At 58.0% G+C, this 16,897-nt stretch carries 16 protein-coding genes; 7 read left to right on the top strand and 9 right to left on the bottom strand.

The annotated features are described in order from the left end of the window. Window positions 1-42: 42 nt before the first annotated feature. On the bottom strand, window positions 43-309 hold the full coding sequence (gene rpsT / locus HMPREF2849_RS08010; protein WP_016422323.1) for a 30S ribosomal protein S20: 267 nt from the start codon (window positions 307-309) through the stop codon (window positions 43-45). A gap of 271 nt (window positions 310-580) precedes the next feature. Beyond that, window positions 581-1,195, bottom strand: a complete 615-nt coding sequence (locus tag HMPREF2849_RS08005; RefSeq protein ID WP_070546425.1) for a type II toxin-antitoxin system PemK/MazF family toxin — start codon at window positions 1,193-1,195, stop codon at window positions 581-583. 162 nt (window positions 1,196-1,357) lie between these two features. Here HMPREF2849_RS08005 and lepA point away from each other — a divergent pair, with 162 nt between their 5' ends. The 4 genes from lepA (at window position 1,358) to HMPREF2849_RS07985 (ending at window position 6,559) form a co-directional block, all read left to right on the top strand. Then, window positions 1,358-3,205, top strand: a complete 1,848-nt coding sequence (lepA, locus tag HMPREF2849_RS08000; RefSeq protein WP_070546426.1) for a translation elongation factor 4 — start codon at window positions 1,358-1,360, stop codon at window positions 3,203-3,205. A 12-nt stretch (window positions 3,206-3,217) separates the two neighbouring features. Beyond that, window positions 3,218-4,234 (top strand): ankyrin repeat domain-containing protein, encoded by a 1,017-nt coding sequence (locus tag HMPREF2849_RS07995; RefSeq protein ID WP_070862853.1) that lies wholly within the window; start codon window positions 3,218-3,220, stop codon window positions 4,232-4,234. A gap of 91 nt (window positions 4,235-4,325) precedes the next feature. Further along, a complete protein-coding gene (locus tag HMPREF2849_RS07990) occupies window positions 4,326-5,909 on the top strand; it encodes a cation:proton antiporter family protein (protein WP_070862852.1) in 1,584 nt (527 codons plus the stop codon). A gap of 77 nt (window positions 5,910-5,986) precedes the next feature. Beyond that, on the top strand, window positions 5,987-6,559 hold the full coding sequence (locus tag HMPREF2849_RS07985) for a histidine phosphatase family protein (protein WP_049172631.1): 573 nt from the start codon (window positions 5,987-5,989) through the stop codon (window positions 6,557-6,559). A 278-nt stretch (window positions 6,560-6,837) separates the two neighbouring features. Here the strand turns inward: HMPREF2849_RS07985 and HMPREF2849_RS07980 are convergent, their stop codons facing one another. After that, complete coding sequence (locus HMPREF2849_RS07980) at window positions 6,838-7,923, bottom strand: lipoate--protein ligase family protein (protein WP_049193604.1); 1,086 nt, start codon at window positions 7,921-7,923, stop codon at window positions 6,838-6,840. On the opposite strand from HMPREF2849_RS07980, the gene HMPREF2849_RS07975 reads away from it, so the two are divergent. Beyond that, the gene (locus HMPREF2849_RS07975; RefSeq protein WP_246822140.1) at window positions 7,874-8,431 is read left to right on the top strand and encodes a cation efflux transmembrane domain-containing protein; all 558 of its coding nucleotides are present in this window, start codon (window positions 7,874-7,876) and stop codon (window positions 8,429-8,431) included. The two genes, HMPREF2849_RS07980 and HMPREF2849_RS07975, sit on opposite strands and share 50 nt — an antisense overlap. Window positions 8,432-8,499: 68 nt before the next feature. Here HMPREF2849_RS07975 and nagB read toward each other — a convergent pair whose 3' ends face one another. From nagB to HMPREF2849_RS07955, 4 genes are all read right to left on the bottom strand, one after another. After that, window positions 8,500-9,285 carry a glucosamine-6-phosphate deaminase gene (gene nagB / locus HMPREF2849_RS07970; protein ID WP_048734993.1) on the bottom strand — a complete coding sequence of 262 codons (786 nt, stop codon included), beginning with the start codon at window positions 9,283-9,285 and terminating at the stop codon, window positions 8,500-8,502. Window positions 9,286-9,384: 99 nt separating this feature from the next. After that, entirely contained in the window at window positions 9,385-9,696 is a 312-nt protein-coding gene (locus HMPREF2849_RS07965) for a hypothetical protein (RefSeq protein ID WP_048734989.1), read from the bottom strand. A gap of 200 nt (window positions 9,697-9,896) precedes the next feature. Continuing rightward, on the bottom strand, window positions 9,897-10,685 hold the full coding sequence (locus HMPREF2849_RS07960) for a MerR family transcriptional regulator (RefSeq protein WP_070862851.1): 789 nt from the start codon (window positions 10,683-10,685) through the stop codon (window positions 9,897-9,899). A gap of 96 nt (window positions 10,686-10,781) precedes the next feature. Next, window positions 10,782-12,575, bottom strand: coding sequence for an ABC-ATPase domain-containing protein (locus tag HMPREF2849_RS07955; RefSeq protein ID WP_016422335.1), 1,794 nt, complete (start codon window positions 12,573-12,575; stop codon window positions 10,782-10,784). A 142-nt stretch (window positions 12,576-12,717) separates the two neighbouring features. Between HMPREF2849_RS07955 and HMPREF2849_RS07950 the strand changes: the two genes are divergently transcribed. Continuing rightward, window positions 12,718-14,037 carry an MFS transporter gene (locus tag HMPREF2849_RS07950; protein ID WP_246822138.1) on the top strand — a complete coding sequence of 440 codons (1,320 nt, stop codon included), beginning with the start codon at window positions 12,718-12,720 and terminating at the stop codon, window positions 14,035-14,037. A 4-nt stretch (window positions 14,038-14,041) separates the two neighbouring features. Here the strand turns inward: HMPREF2849_RS07950 and HMPREF2849_RS07945 are convergent, their stop codons facing one another. Next, window positions 14,042-15,076 carry an NADP-dependent oxidoreductase gene (locus tag HMPREF2849_RS07945; RefSeq protein ID WP_187400067.1) on the bottom strand — a complete coding sequence of 345 codons (1,035 nt, stop codon included), beginning with the start codon at window positions 15,074-15,076 and terminating at the stop codon, window positions 14,042-14,044. Between the two features lie 59 nt (window positions 15,077-15,135). Beyond that, the gene (locus HMPREF2849_RS07940; protein WP_016422339.1) at window positions 15,136-15,732 is read right to left on the bottom strand and encodes an HD domain-containing protein; all 597 of its coding nucleotides are present in this window, start codon (window positions 15,730-15,732) and stop codon (window positions 15,136-15,138) included. A gap of 57 nt (window positions 15,733-15,789) precedes the next feature. Between HMPREF2849_RS07940 and HMPREF2849_RS07935 the strand changes: the two genes are divergently transcribed. Further along, entirely contained in the window at window positions 15,790-16,884 is a 1,095-nt protein-coding gene (locus tag HMPREF2849_RS07935; protein ID WP_016422340.1) for a trimeric intracellular cation channel family protein, read from the top strand. Window positions 16,885-16,897 lie beyond the last annotated feature (13 nt).

Below are 16,897 nucleotides of genomic sequence, written 5' to 3'. Positions count from 1 at the left end.
ACGGCACAAGCGCCACAAGAACGGCACAGCGCCAAAAGGGAATTAGCCCTCCAGCTTGTTGAAAGCCTTAGCCATACCGGACTTCTTGTTAGCCGCAGTGTTGCGGTGGAAGACGCCCTTGGTGACAGCCTTGTCCAGCTTGCGGGAAGCAACGCGCAGCTGAGCCTCAGCAGCAGCCTTGTCGCCAGCCTCAACAGCAGCCTGGAACTTGCGGATCTCGGTGCGGACTGCAGAGCGGATAGCCTGGTTACGCAGGCGAGCCTTCTCGTTGGTCTTGTTGCGCTTGATCTGGGACTTGATGTTTGCCATCGTGAATACCTCTTGTATCCGTAGTAGTTGGAATTGCTACCGCCCGCCACCAAGAAAAGTCCTGATCACAGTACAAATTTTGGCTCGAATCCCTGCCGTTCAAACTAATTAACCAGCGGGATAAAACCATGCACTGCGCTTATACGGCGATGAAAACGCGAACCCAAGGTCCTGCCCGCGCTCGCCGCAAAGGAACGCAACGGTAAACAACTTGCAGAATCTTAGCAAACAGCGCTGCCTAATACCAGCCGCTGCCTAATTCCAGCTGCGGCTAATTCCAGCCGTAGTCCCCGCGCAGTCGGGCGGCGATGAGCTCAAAGCGCCTGCGGGGCATCATCGCACCTGCGCGGCGAATCCCGGATTCCGGAATGAGCAAGATACGGTCCATCCGCACCCACGACGGCTTGGGGTCTTCATTCCAGAACCCACTGCCGATAAAGAGCCACTCCGGTTGCTCGCTGTGCTCGGTGCGAGTGGAAATCAGCATGCCCAGAAGGTACTGGTCATGGCGGCCAACCACGACAACTGCGCGCTCCCGCAAGGCGGCGTCTTCGCCTTCGAGTTGCAATGGAATCCACACCACTTCGCCGGGGTCGGCTTGACCATCCATGTCGGGGCTGTACACGATCGTGCGGGCCAGTTCCGCGGTTGGACGCGCGATGGTCACCGGGTCTCGCAGGCGAAGTAGGGCCTCCTTGGACTCGTCGGAAAGCGAGGTGTCCTGAGCGAGCCCAAGTTGCGTGTTGAGCTTAAACAGCGCCTCATCGAGGGTGTCGGGGCCGCGGAACCACTCGGTACCGGCGAAAAGACGCGCGCTGATGCGATTGCGCAGGCGGCGTGGCCAGCTTTCGCGTTCATTTTGATCGGTGGACGAAGTGGAGCTCATGGAATCTAAGTCTAGAGGTTTAGTGCGGAGGGAATCGATAGGTAAGATTGTGCGTGATTGTATTTAAGCCCGGCTGGTCGGTTTTCGAGGCCGGCGCATATGGGTCGGCCAACGCCGCGCCCCAATGCCCATAACGTCTTTATTTTTCGGAGTAGACCCAACGTGACCAAGAATTTTGCGGAGCAGACTTTTACGGACCCCTCACGGATTCGAAATTTCTGCATTATTGCGCACATTGACCACGGTAAGTCCACCCTGGCGGACCGAATTCTGCAGCTCTCGGGTGTTGTGGAGGCGCGCGACATGCGCGATCAGTACCTCGACAATATGGATATTGAGCGCGAACGCGGCATCACTATTAAGGCTCAGAACGTGCGCCTGCCGTGGGTTCCGAGCACAGGTCAGCACGCGGGGGAAGAGATTGTCCTGCACCTGATTGATACGCCTGGTCACGTCGACTTCACCTACGAGGTCTCGCGCGCGCTAGAGGCGTGTGAAGGCGCGATTCTGCTTGTCGACGCCGCGCAGGGCATCGAAGCGCAGACGCTGGCCAATCTGTACTTGGCCATGGAAAATGACCTGGAGATTATCCCGGTTCTGAACAAGATTGACCTGCCGGCCGCGGATCCGGATAAGTACGCGGAGGAAATCGCGCACATCATCGGCTGTGAGCCGGAGGATGTCATGCGTGTTTCGGGTAAGACCGGTGAGGGCGTTGAGGAGATGCTCGACCGAGTCTGTGAGCTCGTCCCGGCACCGGTCGGCGACCCGGAGGCACCTGCCCGTGCGCTGATCTTTGACTCCGTCTACGACACCTACCGCGGTGTGGTCACCTACATCCGTGTTGTTGATGGTCAGCTCAAGCCGCGTGAGGTCATTCAGATGATGTCCACCGGCACCAAGCACGAGCTGCTGGAAATCGGCATTGTTTCGCCGCAGCCGAAGAAGTGTAAGGGCCTTGGCGTCGGCGAGGTCGGTTATCTCATCACTGGTGTGAAGGATGTCCGTCAGTCCAAGGTCGGTGACACCGTCACGCTGAACGCCACACCGGCTGAGGAGCCTCTGGAAGGTTACGAAGAGCCCAAGCCGATGGTCTACTCCGGTCTGTTCCCAATCTCTCAGCAGGACTATCCCGACCTGCGTGATGCGTTGGAAAAGCTCCAGCTTAACGACGCTTCGTTGACATTCGAACCGGAGACTTCGGTTGCCCTCGGGTTTGGTTTCCGCGGTGGCTTCTTGGGCTTGCTGCACATGGAGATTACCCGTGCCCGCCTCGAGCGCGAGTTCGACCTGGATTTGATTTCGACGGCTCCGAACGTTGTCTACCGCGTTGTCATTGAGGACGGCACCGAGGTCACTGTTCACAATCCGAGTGACTGGCCGGAGGGCAAGCTCCGCGAAATTTACGAGCCGATGGTCAAGTGCACCATCGTTGTGCCGAGTGAATTCGTTGGCCCCACCATGGAGCTGTGTCAGCAGAAGCGCGGCGAGATGGGCGGTATGGACTACCTGTCGGAAGACCGCGTGGAGCTGCGCTACAAGATGCCACTGGGCGAGATCATCTTCGACTTCTTCGACATGCTGAAGTCCCGTACCAGGGGTTATGCCTCGCTGAACTACGAAGATGCCGGCGAGCAGCTTGCGGATCTGGTCAAGGTGGATATCCTCCTGCAGGGCGAAGCAGTCGATGCTTTCTCCGCTATCGTCCACCGCGACAATGCGCAGTGGTACGGCAACAAGATGACCAAGAAGCTGCGCGAGCTGATTCCTCGCCAGCAGTTCGAGGTCCCGGTTCAGGCCGCAATCGGTTCGAAGATTATTGCCCGCGAGAACATTCGTGCACTGCGCAAGGACGTCCTTGCTAAGTGTTACGGCGGTGACATCTCCCGTAAGCGCAAGCTGCTGGAGAAGCAGAAGGCCGGTAAGAAGCGTATGAAGAACATCGGTTCGGTTTCGGTGCCGCAGGAGGCATTCGTGGCTGCGCTGTCCACCGACGAGGGCGGTAAGTAAAGGGGAAACTGCATGCCACGGAAGCGGAAGAAACTGGTCGAGAACTTCGAAGAGCTGCTCGAAGCCGGTGACATGGATGCACTGAAGGCCGTCTATGACACTTGCGCTCTCGACGCAGTCTTTGGCTACAGCAAGGACACTGCACTGGCGCTCCGTGGCACCCCGCCAGAGCTCATGCGCTGGCTAATCGACCAGGGGATCGACGTCAACACTGAGAACCACTTCGGTAAGACCGCGCTGGCAGAGCATGCAAGCCGGGGCGATACCGACAAGATGAAAATCCTGCTCGAATGCGGTGCCGACATCGAAGCCGGTAAGTATCCTCCGCTTTTCATGGCAGCGAAGAGCCATCAGCCCAAGGCGATTGCGTTGCTGTTGGAAAATGGTGCTGACCTTCACCGCGAGAACCGCCTCGGTCACGGCCGGACAGCGTTCAAAGAGGCGGTTGCTGCTGCCGATACCGATTCCCTCAGTCGAGTCCTAGACAGCATCGAGGTGCTTCTGGACGCTGGTTCGGAAATCGACGACGAAGTGCGCGAAGAGTTCACCAAGTTCGGTCGCCGCTACAACCGCATGTCAGAGAAGCAACGCGACAAGTACCAGCCAGTTATGGATCGCCTCTACGAGCGCATCGGTGCGGAACGTCCGGACGTGATTACACCTCACGATGGCCACAGCGACATCATTGTCCCCGCAGGCAAGTCGACCAACGGTCAGTTCCGATACCTCTGGAACTACCTGGTGCCGGGTGGTGGCGCAGCCGCGACTGTGCAGGGCGAGGTTATTCGCATCGTGGGCCGGCTCGGGTACGAGGCCCTGGAGATGGGCTACGTCAACTGGGACGAAGACTTTGTCGCGATGACCGACTTTTGGCTGGAGACGGTTGGGGCTGCCGAGGATGCAATGGCCGTCGTAAAGCAGCGCAAAGCTGGTGAGGCGGGCATTGATGCGTTGACGGCAGCGGCGGTCGCGTGGGTGGCAGAGCACCCGCAGCCGATTGCATTGGGCGAGGTTCCGTACCGACGCTAGCTCCCAAGACGCTAGCCCCAGTCGGGTGGCAAAGAACGGTTAATGGCCAACCTCTGCATTTATCAGTTGTGTCAGACGTTATCTTTGATGGGTGGAATCCGTATACCTAACAGCAATACTGTTTTCGATTATCGGCGGGCTCGGTGCTTCGTTGCTTCGGCTGCCGCCGCTGATTGGTTTCCTTGGGGCCGGTTTTGCCGTTCATGCAATGGGACTTGAGGAAATCCCGTTTATTGATTCGCTGGCCGAGCTCGGTGTTACCACCTTGCTCTTCACAATCGGTCTGAAGCTGAATCCCAAGGATATCGTGGCGCCGCGAGTGGTCTTTTCAGGGTTGGGTCACGCATTTTTAAACACGGTGGTTTTTGCCGTGCTGTTTGGTATCGCCAGTTTCTTGCCGCTGCGTGAACTCACGGGGCTGTCGGTGACTGCGTTGATTTACATCGGCATCGCGACTTCCTTCTCGTCGACGGTGTTCGTGATGAGCCACTTGGAGGAGCAGAACCGCGGTGCTTCGGCCATCGGACGCATCGCGATTGGTGTGCTCATTCTGCAGGACATCATTGCGGTTGGTGTGCTGGTGGCATCGTCGGGTAAGACCCCGGAGCTGTGGGCGCTGGCTCTACCACTGTTGTTCTTCATCCGTCCGCTGGCGGCGCGTCTTCCCAACCGCATGTTCCGCACTGAGCTGCTGGTTCTCACCGGTATCGGCATCGCAGTGGCCGCGTACTCGGCTTTCGAGCTGGCAGGGCTGTCCGGCTCGCTGGGCTCCTTGGTTGCCGGTATTCTGCTGTCCTCGCACCCAATTTCTGACCGTCTGTCGGAAGCTCTGATTAGTATCCGCGAGCTGCTGCTGGTCGCGTTCTTTATCCAAATTGGCCTCGGTGGTCTGCCAAGTGCTGGCGGCTACGTTATCGCCGCGATTATGGTCCTGTTCCTGGTGTTCAAGGTCACTATCTTCATCGGGATCCTCAAGCGCACCGGACTGTCCCTGCGCACTAGCGCGTTGGCGGGCCTGACGCTGAGTAACTACTCGGAGTTCGGTCTCATTGTCATGGCTGCGGCGACGCAACAGGACATTCTGCCCGATGAGTGGACCTCGATCATGGCGGTCGCCGTGGCGGGTAGCTTCATTGCCAGCTCGCTGATGGTCCCGCATGAGGACAAGCTGGTCAGCTTCCTGCAGAAGTTCGTCCCAGAAACCCCAGAGGACCGCCTGGTCCCAGAAGAGGCAACGGTCATTATTGATAACGCTGATGCCCTCATCATGGGTATGGGGCGCGTCGGCGTCGGTGTCTACGGCAGGTTGGTTAATGAGTACGGCATGAACGTCTTCGGCGTTGACTTCGATGAGGATCGCATCGAAGAGCTGCGTGAGCAGGGCTACCAGGTTATCTCGGGTGATGTGACAGACCCAGAGCTGTGGCACCACATCGAGTTGGAGAAGAAACCAGCGCTGTACGTGTTGGCGCTGTCTGAGCACGCTGAGACCTACGCGATGATTCAGAACATCCGTAAGCAGGACACCGAAGCCGTGGTTGCTACCACCACTAAGGTGCAGAGGTTTAAGGATCAGCTTCTCAACGTTGGTGCCGACATGGCCGTCTACCTTTATGACGGTGCTGGCGAGGAGCTTGCCGACCGCGCAGTGGAAACACTTAAGCAGCGTTCGTAGCCGGATCCGTGACCCCGTGATGGGCTAGCAGGGCTGCCGCGGCTAACCGCACTTTCAGATAAGCCTAAGCTGGAACTATGACTGATTTATATCTCGTGCGGCACGGCGAAACTGAGTGGTCGCGCACTGGACAGCACACATCGGTAACTGATCTTCCTCTGACTGACAACGGTCGGGAAGAAGCCGAGGCCCTGAACGGCTGGCTGGATCCGAAGGACTTTGGGCTAGTGCTGGCATCACCCCGCCAGCGTGCCCAAGAGACCGCTCGATTGGCAGGATTCCACGACTTCGAAGTCGAAGAGGATCTCGCGGAATGGTTCTACGGCGACTACGAGGGGATTACCTCGAAGGAAGTGCAGAAGACTGTTCCCGACTGGCAGATTTGGACTCACGGTGTGCCCAATGGCGAAACCGCGGAAGAAGTCCGCAAGCGCGTTGAACGTGTAGTCAAAAGGGTTCGTGAATCGGGTGAAGACAAGGCGATTCTATTCGCCCACGGTCACTCGCTGCGTGCGCTCACTACGGCCTGGTTGGAACTGCCCATTGAACTTGGCCAGTCCTTCCCATTGAATACTGCGTCCCTGTCAGTGCTTGGTCGCTACCATGACCGGCCTGCGGTTCTGCGCTGGAACCTCTCGCGGGGGCTGTAGCGGCGTTGTGGCCAGTGTCTCGGTGAATTCGCCGACACCGTTCAAGCTCTGTAGTGGGCGCCCGTGAATCACAATTCCGGTGCCTTCGATATCGGGGAGACCACCACGGCGGTGTTGTTACGGCGCGCGCCGAACCCTTCACCAGGTTTTGGTGCATATTCGCAGGATAGGACCCAATTGCACGCTCGCCGCTCACGTCGACTCTCCTTTGTTTACTTGTCTCTTTTAGTTAACTTCTTTTCCCGACCAGCTGTCGTATACAAGTAAGCAGTGCGACGTTAGGGGACTCGGTGAGTCCAGCCCTCCGTGCCGTATTTGGTGTCAATAAGATGCTGCGCCGCAGCGAAGTCCTCGTCGGAAAGCGATGCCTCGGTGGCACCGTAGCGGTTGATGAATGTCTGCTTCATCGTGTCAATGACTTCCGCGCGGCTGGCGCCAGTCTGACGGCGGAGCGGATCGACGCGCTTCTTCGCGCTGCGCAGGCCCTTATCGGCAATCTTGGCCTTGCCAATGCGCAGAACCTCCATCATTTTGTCGGCATCGATGTCATAACTCATGGTGACGTGGTGAAGCACTGTCGAACCACGGCGCTTCTGTGCGGCACCACCAATCTTGCCGCCATCGGAGGTGATGTCATTGATGGGGACGCACCACGCATTGACGCCGAGCTGCGCGAGCGCGGCGATGACCCAGCGGTCGAGGAACTCATAGGATTCGACGTAGCTGAGGCCGGCGACCAGCTTCTCCGGAACATAGATCGAGTAGGTGACGCAGTTGCCACCCTCCATGAACATCGCGCCACCGCCGGAGAGACGACGCACCACTTGCACATCGTGCTTCTCTACGCCCTCGGGTTCGAGTTCATTAACATAGGACTGGTAGGAACCGATGACGGTGGCACGATCATCCCAATCCCAGAAGCGCAGAGTTGGTCCGCGCTGTCCGGAATTGACTTGGTCAAGGAGGAGTTCGTCGAGAGCAACATTCATCACCGTCGGCAGGACTCCCGGCTGCAAAACCTCCCACTCCAAATCAGTGAAGTCGACAGCCTGTGTCAGTGCACGTCGAACGACCTGCGCAATGATGTGGGTATCAAAACCGTGCAGTCGCACCTCGCGACCAGACTGATCCTCAAAATCCTTCAGCGCCGCATCGAGGCGAACCTGTAAACGCTCCGTATGGTCTCCCGCAGGTGCACCGAGCAGAGCGTCATTAATAATGTCGTAGGCTTCATCGGGCTCGAGGAAAAAATCGCCCGAAATGCTTATCGACGAAATCGTGTCACCGGTGGTCTCACAATCGGCAACAACCAATTTGCCGCCGGGAACCTTCATTTCTGAGTGGAACTTCTGCGGGTGCGTCATAGGATTCGATGGTACTCGCGCCGAGCGTTACGATGTCCCCCGTGTTTACGTCATCAACCTGCTAGTTCTCACCGCATTGGGTTGGTCGCTGGCGAGCCGTCGTAAAGCGAGTATCGGCCTTGCCGGGCTGATTCTGATCCCGGCGATTGCAGCGTTCGGCACCGCCATCTGGAAGATGATTAGCGGTGAGCCGCCAGAGCCACTAACGCTGTCGGTAACGGCAATTATTGCGATGGTTATCAACCTAGTCTGCGCGATTTTGCTGATGAATCTGCGCAAGGCTGACAGTGCGCTCATGCGTGGCGCGTGGTTGGCGGCGCGTAACGACGTCCTGGCGAACCTGCTCATTCTCGCCGCCGGAGTGGTCACCATTTTCTGGTTCAGCGCATGGCCGGACATCGTCGTGGGACTTGTCATCGGCGTCATTAATCTCACGGCAGCGAAGGAAGTTTACGAGCAGGCGCGTGCCGAAGACCCCGAGCTAGAGATGGATGATGACGACGACTAGTGCAGACTAGTCGTGTGCGTGGCGCGATGAGGTAGAGGAATAGTCAGGGCGGGGAGGGAGGCTGAGGCCTACTTCCACATATCCTTCTGCCACTGCGGCTTATGAGCATAAGTGAACTCGTAGTATTCCTTGTTCTTCAGCTCACTTGCTGCGGCCTGGTCAATTACAACCGTGGCCCGCGGGTGCAATTGCAATACGGACGCGGGCATAGAAACGCTCAGTGGGCCTTCGATGGAGGCGGCAATAGCGTGCGCCTTTGCGGTGCCGGTGGCCAGTAACAGGAGATGGCCCGCACGTGAAATAGTGCCAAGCCCCTGGGTGACCACGTGGTACGGCACGTCGTCCGCGGAGTCGAAGAACCGGGCGTTATCCAGCACGGTCTGCGGGTGCAGCGTCTTAATGCGGGTCAGAGAACTAAAAGAGCTGGAGGGCTCGTTAAACCCGACATGCCCATTGGTGCCGATGCCGAGCAACTGAATGTCGATGCCACCGGCCTCGATAATCTTGCGTTCGTAGTCCTCGCAGGCTGCGCCGATGTCATCTGCGAGACCATCGGGAATATGGACACGCGCCGGGTCGACATCCACGTGATCGGAAAACTCATTGTGAATCACGTGGTAGTAGCTCTGCTCATGCTCGATGGGCAGGCCCACATACTCGTCGAGTGCGAAGAAGCTGCAGTCCTTGAAGGTGACTTCACCAGCCCGATGGCGACGAATCAATTCGCGATACGTCGCAAGCGGGGTCGATCCTGTTGCTACACCGAGGTTTCCACCTTTGTTGGCGTAGTACGCGAGGTAGTCCGAAGCGATGTTCGCGACTTCAGCCTCAGAATCGACGATGATGATTTCCATGGTGGAACACTCCAGAAAAAGCTAACGCGCGGCAGAAAATGAAAAACGCTCAGGGCAAGGCCGTAGGTGCCGTTGCCCTGAGTGTTTAGTCGTACTGAGTTACTTCACCCAGAAGTTACCGTTCTCATCCTTGTAGATGATGTCGCCGGCGTAAGCAACCTGGGTCTCGTTAACCTGAAGATCAACCAAATCCAGCGTTTCGACGATTGGCTCAATGTAGACACCACCGTTAAACCAAACCTTGAAAGCATCTGCCGAAGTTGAAGAACCGGAGAAACGGTGTGCCTCATACTTGTGCACCGGAGCAAAGGGGCAGCTGATCGCCTGTGCGATAGCAGGAGAGGCAGCAACAGCGCCAAACACAGTAGCGGCGCCAATGGTGACAGCGGCGACGGATCGGGTGAACTTCATGATTAATTCCTTCCCAAATCAGGGATTTAACGGTGCCATGGGGGAAGACATCATCAAAAATATGAATGTCAAGAACAGGTCTGACATAAATATTACAGGTGAAGACTATCAATAAACAATTGTCAGCGAATGGTGCTGGGGAGTTCATACCAGCAGCCATTGGCCGAGAGTTCCGGGGCTACAACAGTGCTCGCTGTCAACTACCGCCACTCGGCAGTAGCCGGGTCAATACCTTCCTTACGGGCCTGAGCTTCGATCAATTCCAGCAAATAGCCAGCATTGCCACGGTAATACCTATCGAATCGGGAATCAGCGATATACATGCGAGCCAGCAGAATCTGCTTCTCTCGACCAGCCTCGTAGAAGCGGGTAATAGAGGCCAAGTGACGGTCAACTAACTTAGCCGCTTCAGTGGAACCTGGCTCCACGTGGCGCTCGGCGGCGTCGGCAAGCGCATCGGCAAAATCCTTAGCCTCTGCCTCAAGAGCAGCCCAGTCGCTGTCGTCCATCTCTTCCTGAGCCTGCTGGGACTGCTCCCACTCGGTAGTGTCGCCCCAGCGTTCCTCAGCTTCGGCTTCTAGATTCTGCCAATCGCGGCCCAAGAGCTTTGCCTTCGTCTTTGCTTCCATCGTGTGTCCTTCCTCGATCAGTTTGTCCAGAGACTGCACCATGTGGTGCAGGTCAGCGATTTTCTCTGTGAGAACAGTTCGCTGTGCGAGCAACCGATCTTTCCGACCTCTCGGGGAGGAATCGCCGTGAATGAACTCCTCGATAGTCTTCAACGGCACACCAGCGGCGCGATAGACCAGGATCTCCAGCGCGGTGTCGATGTCCGCATCGGTATAGAGGCGATAGTCGGACCACGTGCGATACTGCGGGCTGAGTAGCCCGATGGCATCCCAATGTCGCAGCGTGCGCGTGGTAACACCCAGCAGTTCGGCCGTCTCGCCGATGGTGTACTCGTTGTCGTTGTTGCTCACGGGAATCATCTTTCTGTTTGACGTCGCGTCAAGGTCAAGACCCGACGCCGAAATCCGTCGAAGAAGTTAGTTGCGGCAGCCGTAGGTGTGCCGTTCCCGCGACTGTCAATCTGCGGGGCCCGACCGCAAGAGCCGAAGCCTGTTGATTGCCGCCACAACCTCCTGGAAACGAGGCTCCGCCAGATGACCAGAATTGGTAGACGCAGCTGCCGCGTCGAAGAGCGAATGACAAAAGTTGTAGTACTCACGCTGAATTAGCTCGGTGAGGTCAGTACGTCCATCGAGCTGCTTTACAACGGCGCCCAGAATCCGGGCAATGGCTTCTGTTTGGGAGGAATCCATCAATTGGCCGACAGCGCGCAGGTCAAGATTGTCCTTGCCCACCTGAATCAGTTCGAGGCAACGAGCACGCGGTGGCTTAGGCGGTTTCGCGCCGCTACCGCGCCCGCCGCGACTGCCACGACCACCGCGCCCACCGCGACTGCCATGCCCATGACCACCACGACCACCATGTCCACCACGGCTCTCACCGGCAGGGAAGTCAGCCTGCAGAAAACGCTCACCGATCTGCGCAAAAGCTGGCGAAGGTGCAGCCGGAGTGGCAGATTCTCGGAGCTCACGGGCGCGCTCGGTGACGTCGTAAGGCGTGTACGCATCCATAGCAATCACGGTGTCCGCGACATCGATGAACGCACCAGAACCACCAGCGACGATGACCGTGGAGATCCCGTGGTCCTCCCAGAGCTCGCGGACCCGTGCGACCAGTGGAGTAATCGGCTCCCGGTCATCGGGGATGAGTCGGCGCATGCGCTCATCACGAATCATGAAGTTAGTTGCGGAGGTGTCCTCATCGATGAGCAACACGCGCGCACCGGAACCCAGCGCCTCCATCAGACCCGCAGCTTGGGAGGTCGACCCCGACGCGTTCGCCGTGGAAAACCGGGTCGTGTCATCACCGGAGGGAAGACCGTTGATAAACGGCGAGATATCCACACCAGTGATGGCCCGGCCGTCCTCGGCACGCAGCGCAACCGCAGTCTCGTCAGCGACCACAAACTCGCGGCCGTCGCCAGCGACATGGTCATACACGCCAGTGACCAGGGAGGACAGTAGCGTGGACTTGCCGTGGTAGCCACCGCCGACAATCAACGTCACGCCCCGCGGAATGCCCATGCCGTGCACCATTTTACCCGACGGCAACTGAAAACTGTGCTGCAACGATTCCGGCGAGGTAAACGCAGTCGCGCCGGGCTTCGGCAGCTGGCTATTGCCCGCCTGACGGGGCAACACCGACCCGTCTGTCACAAACCCAATCAGGTCCGCGTCCGCTACCGCACGGCGCAAAAAGAGCTGGTCATACTCCAATTCCGCGGCTGCCTCGAGCGCATCGATGGGTGCGTTTACAATGGCGTCGTCAAGCGCGTCCAACAAATCCTCACAGATCAAGCGCGCCGCCTCACGCCCGAGAATGCGCCGGCCGCGGGCGGGCAGCTGGATTTCCAGGCAGATCTGGAGGGCATCATCATGCTTATCGACGTCGTGCGCATCCCCACGGAGCTCAGCGACAGCTGTTCGGCGCAAGACCTGCTGCCCCGGAGAATCGATAAACAGCCCGCGGCCATACTTCTTAAAAGCTCGCACGAGGCTGCGGTTCAACAAATCGAGCTCTGCCGTGCTGAACCTGCCGGGTTGTGAGCGGGAGGCTCCGCGATAGTCCAGCACTGACAGCGGAATGTGGACGCGTGCCCGTGATGCTGGAGCGTAAGGGTCGGATTGGACCTTGTCGACAAACAGCGTCGCGTCCAGATCCGGCAGGTCGTGGGAGCCACGAAGAGATTTGTATGCGCCGTAGCTCTTGCCATCGAGGTTGGAGAGACGTCGATAAAGGTCAGCGGGCATATTTCTACTTTCGTTGAAGATGTTAGATGCTCTTCCCGCGAGTGTAATGGCAGAAGGGGCAAGCGCGTTTCGTGCTTCGACTGGCCTGAGCAGACAGTCGCGTGCGTCAGCGCCGTTGCTGCGGACAGGTAGCGTGAAAGGTATGACGGATAGCTCGGTAGCTGACAAACCTGTAGGGGACAACCCAGAGTCGGTGCAAAAACACGCCAGCACCAACGCCAAGCGCTATGTTTGGGCGCACGGCCTGCAGAATATTGGCGATCAAATCGTCGCGGCAAAGACGTTGTTGCCATGGTTGCTGCATTCGGCTGGCGCGCCGGGCTTCTTCATCGCCATGCTTGTGCCAGTGCGTGAGTCCGGCTCTATGCTGCCGCAGGCTGCGCTGACACCGTGGGTGAAATCTCGCCCGCGCCGCACGACCGTCTGGATTGCCGGGGCGTTGGGGCAAGCGGTCGCTGCAGCGCTGATTGGTCTGGCGGCGTTGTTCCTGGAAGGTACCGCGCTCGGTGTTGCTGTAATCCTCGCACTTGCAGGCTTTGCGACGGCCCGAGCACTGTGCTCGATGGCCTCCAAGGATGTTCAAGGACGCACGATTCCGAAGGGGCAGCGCGGGCAGATCAGCGGCCGAGCTGCGATGTTGGGCGGTGTCGCCGCAATTATTGTTGGTGCGGTGTTGTGGATCATCCGCGATAACGTCACCAAACCAATCGTAGCGGGCCTCATTTTTGTTGCGGCACTGTCGTGGGTGGTTGCGGTTGTGATTTTCCGCGGAATTGTCGAGCCCACCAATGAAGATGACAAGGAAGAGCCGAATAAAACCTGGTGGCAGGACACCTGGCGGCTATTTGCGGAGGATAAGAACTTCCGTGACTTCGTGATTGTCCGTAGCTTGTTGCTGGTCACAGCACTATCTACGTCGTTCATCGTGACCTTGAGTGCGCAGGTGGGTGCTGAACTGGAAGCTTCAGACGGTAGCGGCGGGGGAGTGAACGCAAACGTCGGCATCTTCATGCTCGCTGCGGGTTTCGCTTCTCTGATTGGTGGAAAAGTCGCCGGAATCTGGTCGGATAAATCCTCAAAGAAGGTCCTGACCTACTCTTCGCTCGTCGGCTCGATCGTGCTTTTCCTGCTGGTCGCAAGTGCGCACTGGCTTTCCACCAGCGCCAATGCCTGGATTTTCCCACTCGGTTTCTTCGCAATGTCCGTCGTTCACGCCGGTGTTCGTGTGGCTCGTTCGACCTATGTTGTTGACATGGCAGAAGGCGACAAGCGCACCGAGTACGTCGGAGCGGCCAACACCATCATGGGTGTTGTCCTGCTCATCGTCGGTGCGCTGTCGGGTGTTATCGCTAGCTTCGGCCCTGCGGCGGCTCTAATCTTCCTGGCGCTGATGGGACTGGTTGGTGTCGCTATGTCCAGCAGGCTGAAGGAAGTCTCGGCTCCGCGCAGGGCAGTTCTTTAGTTCGTTAGAACTCTACGACCATCTTGCCGGTGTTGCCTCCGCTAAACAGCTCGAGGAATGCAGCTGGCATGTTCTCGATACCGTGGCGAGTGGTGACATCGTAAGCGACCTTACCGCTGACGACCAGCGGAGCCATTCGCTCCTGGAATTCACCTGCCAGGTGCAGGTACTTGCCCAATACGAAGCCGCGCAACGTAATGCACTTGCCAATGGCCAGAGCTAGGTTGCGTGGTCCGGTCGGAGCTCCGGTGTTGTTGTACTGGGAGATTGCGCCACACATAGCGACACGGCCAAAGGTGCGCATCGCGCCGATGGCTGCCTCCAGGTGGTCTCCACCAACGTTGTCGAAGTAGAAGTCAATGCCCTCTGGTGCCGCCTTTGCTAGCTGCTCTGCAACCGGGCCGTCGTTGTAGTTAAAAGCGGCATCAAAGCCGAGTTCGAGCAGGCGCTTAACCTTCTCGTCCGAGCCGGCGGAGCCAATGACGCGGGAAGCGCCCATCTGCTTGGCGAACTGACCAGCAGCCGAGCCAACTGCGCCAGCAGCGCCAGAGATAAAGACGACGTCGCCTTCCTTCATCTCTCCGACGGCACTCAGACCAACGTAAGCAGTAAGGCCAGTAAGACCAAGGATGCCCAGGTAGGCAGCAGCTGGAGCAACGTTGAGGTCAACCGGAGTTGCTTCGGAATCGGCAATAACAGCGTTGGTCTGCCAGCCGTAAGAGTGGCGGACAGCGTCGCCAACCTGGAACTTATCCGACTTGGACGCAAGGACGGTGCCTACAGCACCGCCAGTCATTGGCTGGTCGAGCTGGAATGGTGGGATGTACGACTTGGTGTCGTTCATGCGGCCGCGCATATAGGGATCAACGGTAGCGACCGAGTTGGCTACCAAAATGTCGCCGTCGTTAAGCTCAGGCAAATCGACGGTCTCGAGGCGGAAATTCTCGTCAGTTGGCAGGCCGGACGGACGAGACGCTAAAACCCATTGCTGAGTGGTGGTGGGCAGTTCGGCTGTGGACGAAGCATTAACCGAAGTCACTATTATTCTCCTGTCGTGTATTCCTGGATTAATTGTCGGTTTAATTGTTGACTCGCAGGTTACGCCTCTTGTACCCAGGAATCGAGGCGCTCAATAAGAACGCTCAGGTCCGCTAGCAAAGGCATGTCGGGCAGTCGTTCGGCAATCACGTTGCGGACGCTTGTGTACCACCACAGTTGCTGGCTCGGAGTAGACCGAAAGCGGTCCCACAGAGCGTGACCATCGCGGTCTAAATCCTCCAGAGTCTGGCTGAGATTGTGGAACTTATCCGCAGCGGCCACGATGAGGGACTCCTCGCTGCCATGAGAAAGCTGCTCCAGGTAGGCATCGGCACGCTCCTGCCACGAGGGCAGGGAAGAGTCTTTGGTGACGCCCTCGACGATCTCAACCACGCGAGGCCCGAACTCATCTTCCATCTCGGCACGTGAGTAGTTTTCCGGCACGTCTTCCAAAATGTCGTGGAAGAGGGCTGCCAACAGCACGTCTTCGTCGTTAGTCACGCTCGCCGCAATCAACATCACTGACATCGGATGGCTGATATAGGGAAGGCCAGAGCCCTTTCGGTAGTGCCCATCGTGTGCGCGGGAAGCAGTTGCGATGCCGCGCATGAGCCTGCTGCTGGGGCGTGCTGAAGCAAAGGTGTCAGCGTTTTGCATGGGTATCCCGACCTTTCGTTGATGCTTGAAAAATAGCAGCGTCTAAGCTTGAACATCATGAACGTCGCAGAAGTAGATCCGCTCATCGAGTCGATGTACCGGTGGTCCGATGTCAGTGGTGTCCTGCTCATGGGCATCATCGGTGGCACCATCGCCCGGCAACGAGGCTACGACATCATCGGGTTCTTCTTTATTGCGCTGTTCTCCGCACTGGGGGGCGGCATGATTCGCGATGTTCTGATTAACCAGGGCACCGTCGCCGCAATGAGCCAGCCGGAGTACCTAATCCTGGCGTTTACTGGTGCGCTCATTGCGCGATTTTTCTATTTCAAAGGAAAGACCTGGGAATACGTTCAGGTCCACGGTGACGCTGTGGTCTCGGGACTCTGGGCAGCTACGGGAACGGTCAAAGGCGTCACGTATGGTCTGCCCATTCTGCCGTGCATCATGATGGGCGTTTTCACCGCCACTGGTGGTTCCATGATCCGCGACATTGTGACCGGGCGAGTACCCGCTGTTTTCGGCGGCAACCAGCCCACGGTCATCCCGGCCGTGGCTTGCGCGGTCATTGTCATCGGAGGCCACCATTTGGGGTTTATGGCCGTGTCCATGGTCATTGGTCCTATCGTCAGCATCCTGCTTTCGCTGCTGGGGTACTGGGGTAATTGGCGAGTGTCGGCACACTCGGAGTGGGCGCCACTGAACGACACCGCGGCGCAGATTGCGGTCCTCGCACGTCGAGCAGAGGGCAAGAGCCGCGAGGTTGGTCGACGTTTCGAGCCCGCACGCCTCCGCAGCTGGCGTCACCGACAGATGGAAAAAGCGCTGCAGCGTCGCATTCAGGCTGAGGTTGATAGGGGAGTGTCGCGTTCCGACGCCGAGGCCAACGCGGAGGAATTCCTGGAGGAGTTCAATGCGGACTTCCCAGCGGATCTGCACATGCCGACGGCGCAGCAGGAGACAGTGCAGGATGACAGCGACGAATCCGATTTCGGTGTGGACCTATCCGGTGATTCCTATGATGACTACGGAGAAGATACGGCACTGCGGCAGCGGGAATACCGGGAGATGTTGGATCAAATTCTTGCGGACGATGAGGCGACCGATTTACTCGTCGCAAAGCTGATGAAGAAATACGAGCAGCGGGATTAGAGGAGCGGCAGAG

Origin of the sequence: Corynebacterium sp. HMSC073B01, assembly GCF_001838255.1 — a bacterium.
Taxonomy (GTDB): Bacteria; Actinomycetota; Actinomycetes; order Mycobacteriales; family Mycobacteriaceae; genus Corynebacterium; species Corynebacterium jeikeium_D.
Note: the sequence above shows the minus strand (reverse complement) of the source record. Positions and strands in the feature narration are given on the sequence as shown.

Coding starts and splice junctions, on each gene's coding strand:
- HMPREF2849_RS07960 (WP_070862851.1), bottom strand. CDS start 10,685: ATGATTCCCGTGAGCAACAACGACAACGAGTACACCATCGGCGAGACG.
- HMPREF2849_RS07950 (WP_246822138.1), top strand. CDS start 12,718: ATGACGGATAGCTCGGTAGCTGACAAACCTGTAGGGGACAACCCAGAG.
- HMPREF2849_RS07985 (WP_049172631.1), top strand. CDS start 5,987: ATGACTGATTTATATCTCGTGCGGCACGGCGAAACTGAGTGGTCGCGC.
- HMPREF2849_RS07980 (WP_049193604.1), bottom strand. CDS start 7,923: ATGACGCACCCGCAGAAGTTCCACTCAGAAATGAAGGTTCCCGGCGGC.
- HMPREF2849_RS07940 (WP_016422339.1), bottom strand. CDS start 15,732: ATGCAAAACGCTGACACCTTTGCTTCAGCACGCCCCAGCAGCAGGCTC.
- HMPREF2849_RS07995 (WP_070862853.1), top strand. CDS start 3,218: ATGCCACGGAAGCGGAAGAAACTGGTCGAGAACTTCGAAGAGCTGCTC.
- nagB (WP_048734993.1), bottom strand. CDS start 9,285: ATGGAAATCATCATCGTCGATTCTGAGGCTGAAGTCGCGAACATCGCT.
- HMPREF2849_RS07935 (WP_016422340.1), top strand. CDS start 15,790: ATGAACGTCGCAGAAGTAGATCCGCTCATCGAGTCGATGTACCGGTGG.
- HMPREF2849_RS08005 (WP_070546425.1), bottom strand. CDS start 1,195: ATGAGCTCCACTTCGTCCACCGATCAAAATGAACGCGAAAGCTGGCCA.
- HMPREF2849_RS07965 (WP_048734989.1), bottom strand. CDS start 9,696: ATGAAGTTCACCCGATCCGTCGCCGCTGTCACCATTGGCGCCGCTACT.
- rpsT (WP_016422323.1), bottom strand. CDS start 309: ATGGCAAACATCAAGTCCCAGATCAAGCGCAACAAGACCAACGAGAAG.
- HMPREF2849_RS07955 (WP_016422335.1), bottom strand. CDS start 12,575: ATGCCCGCTGACCTTTATCGACGTCTCTCCAACCTCGATGGCAAGAGC.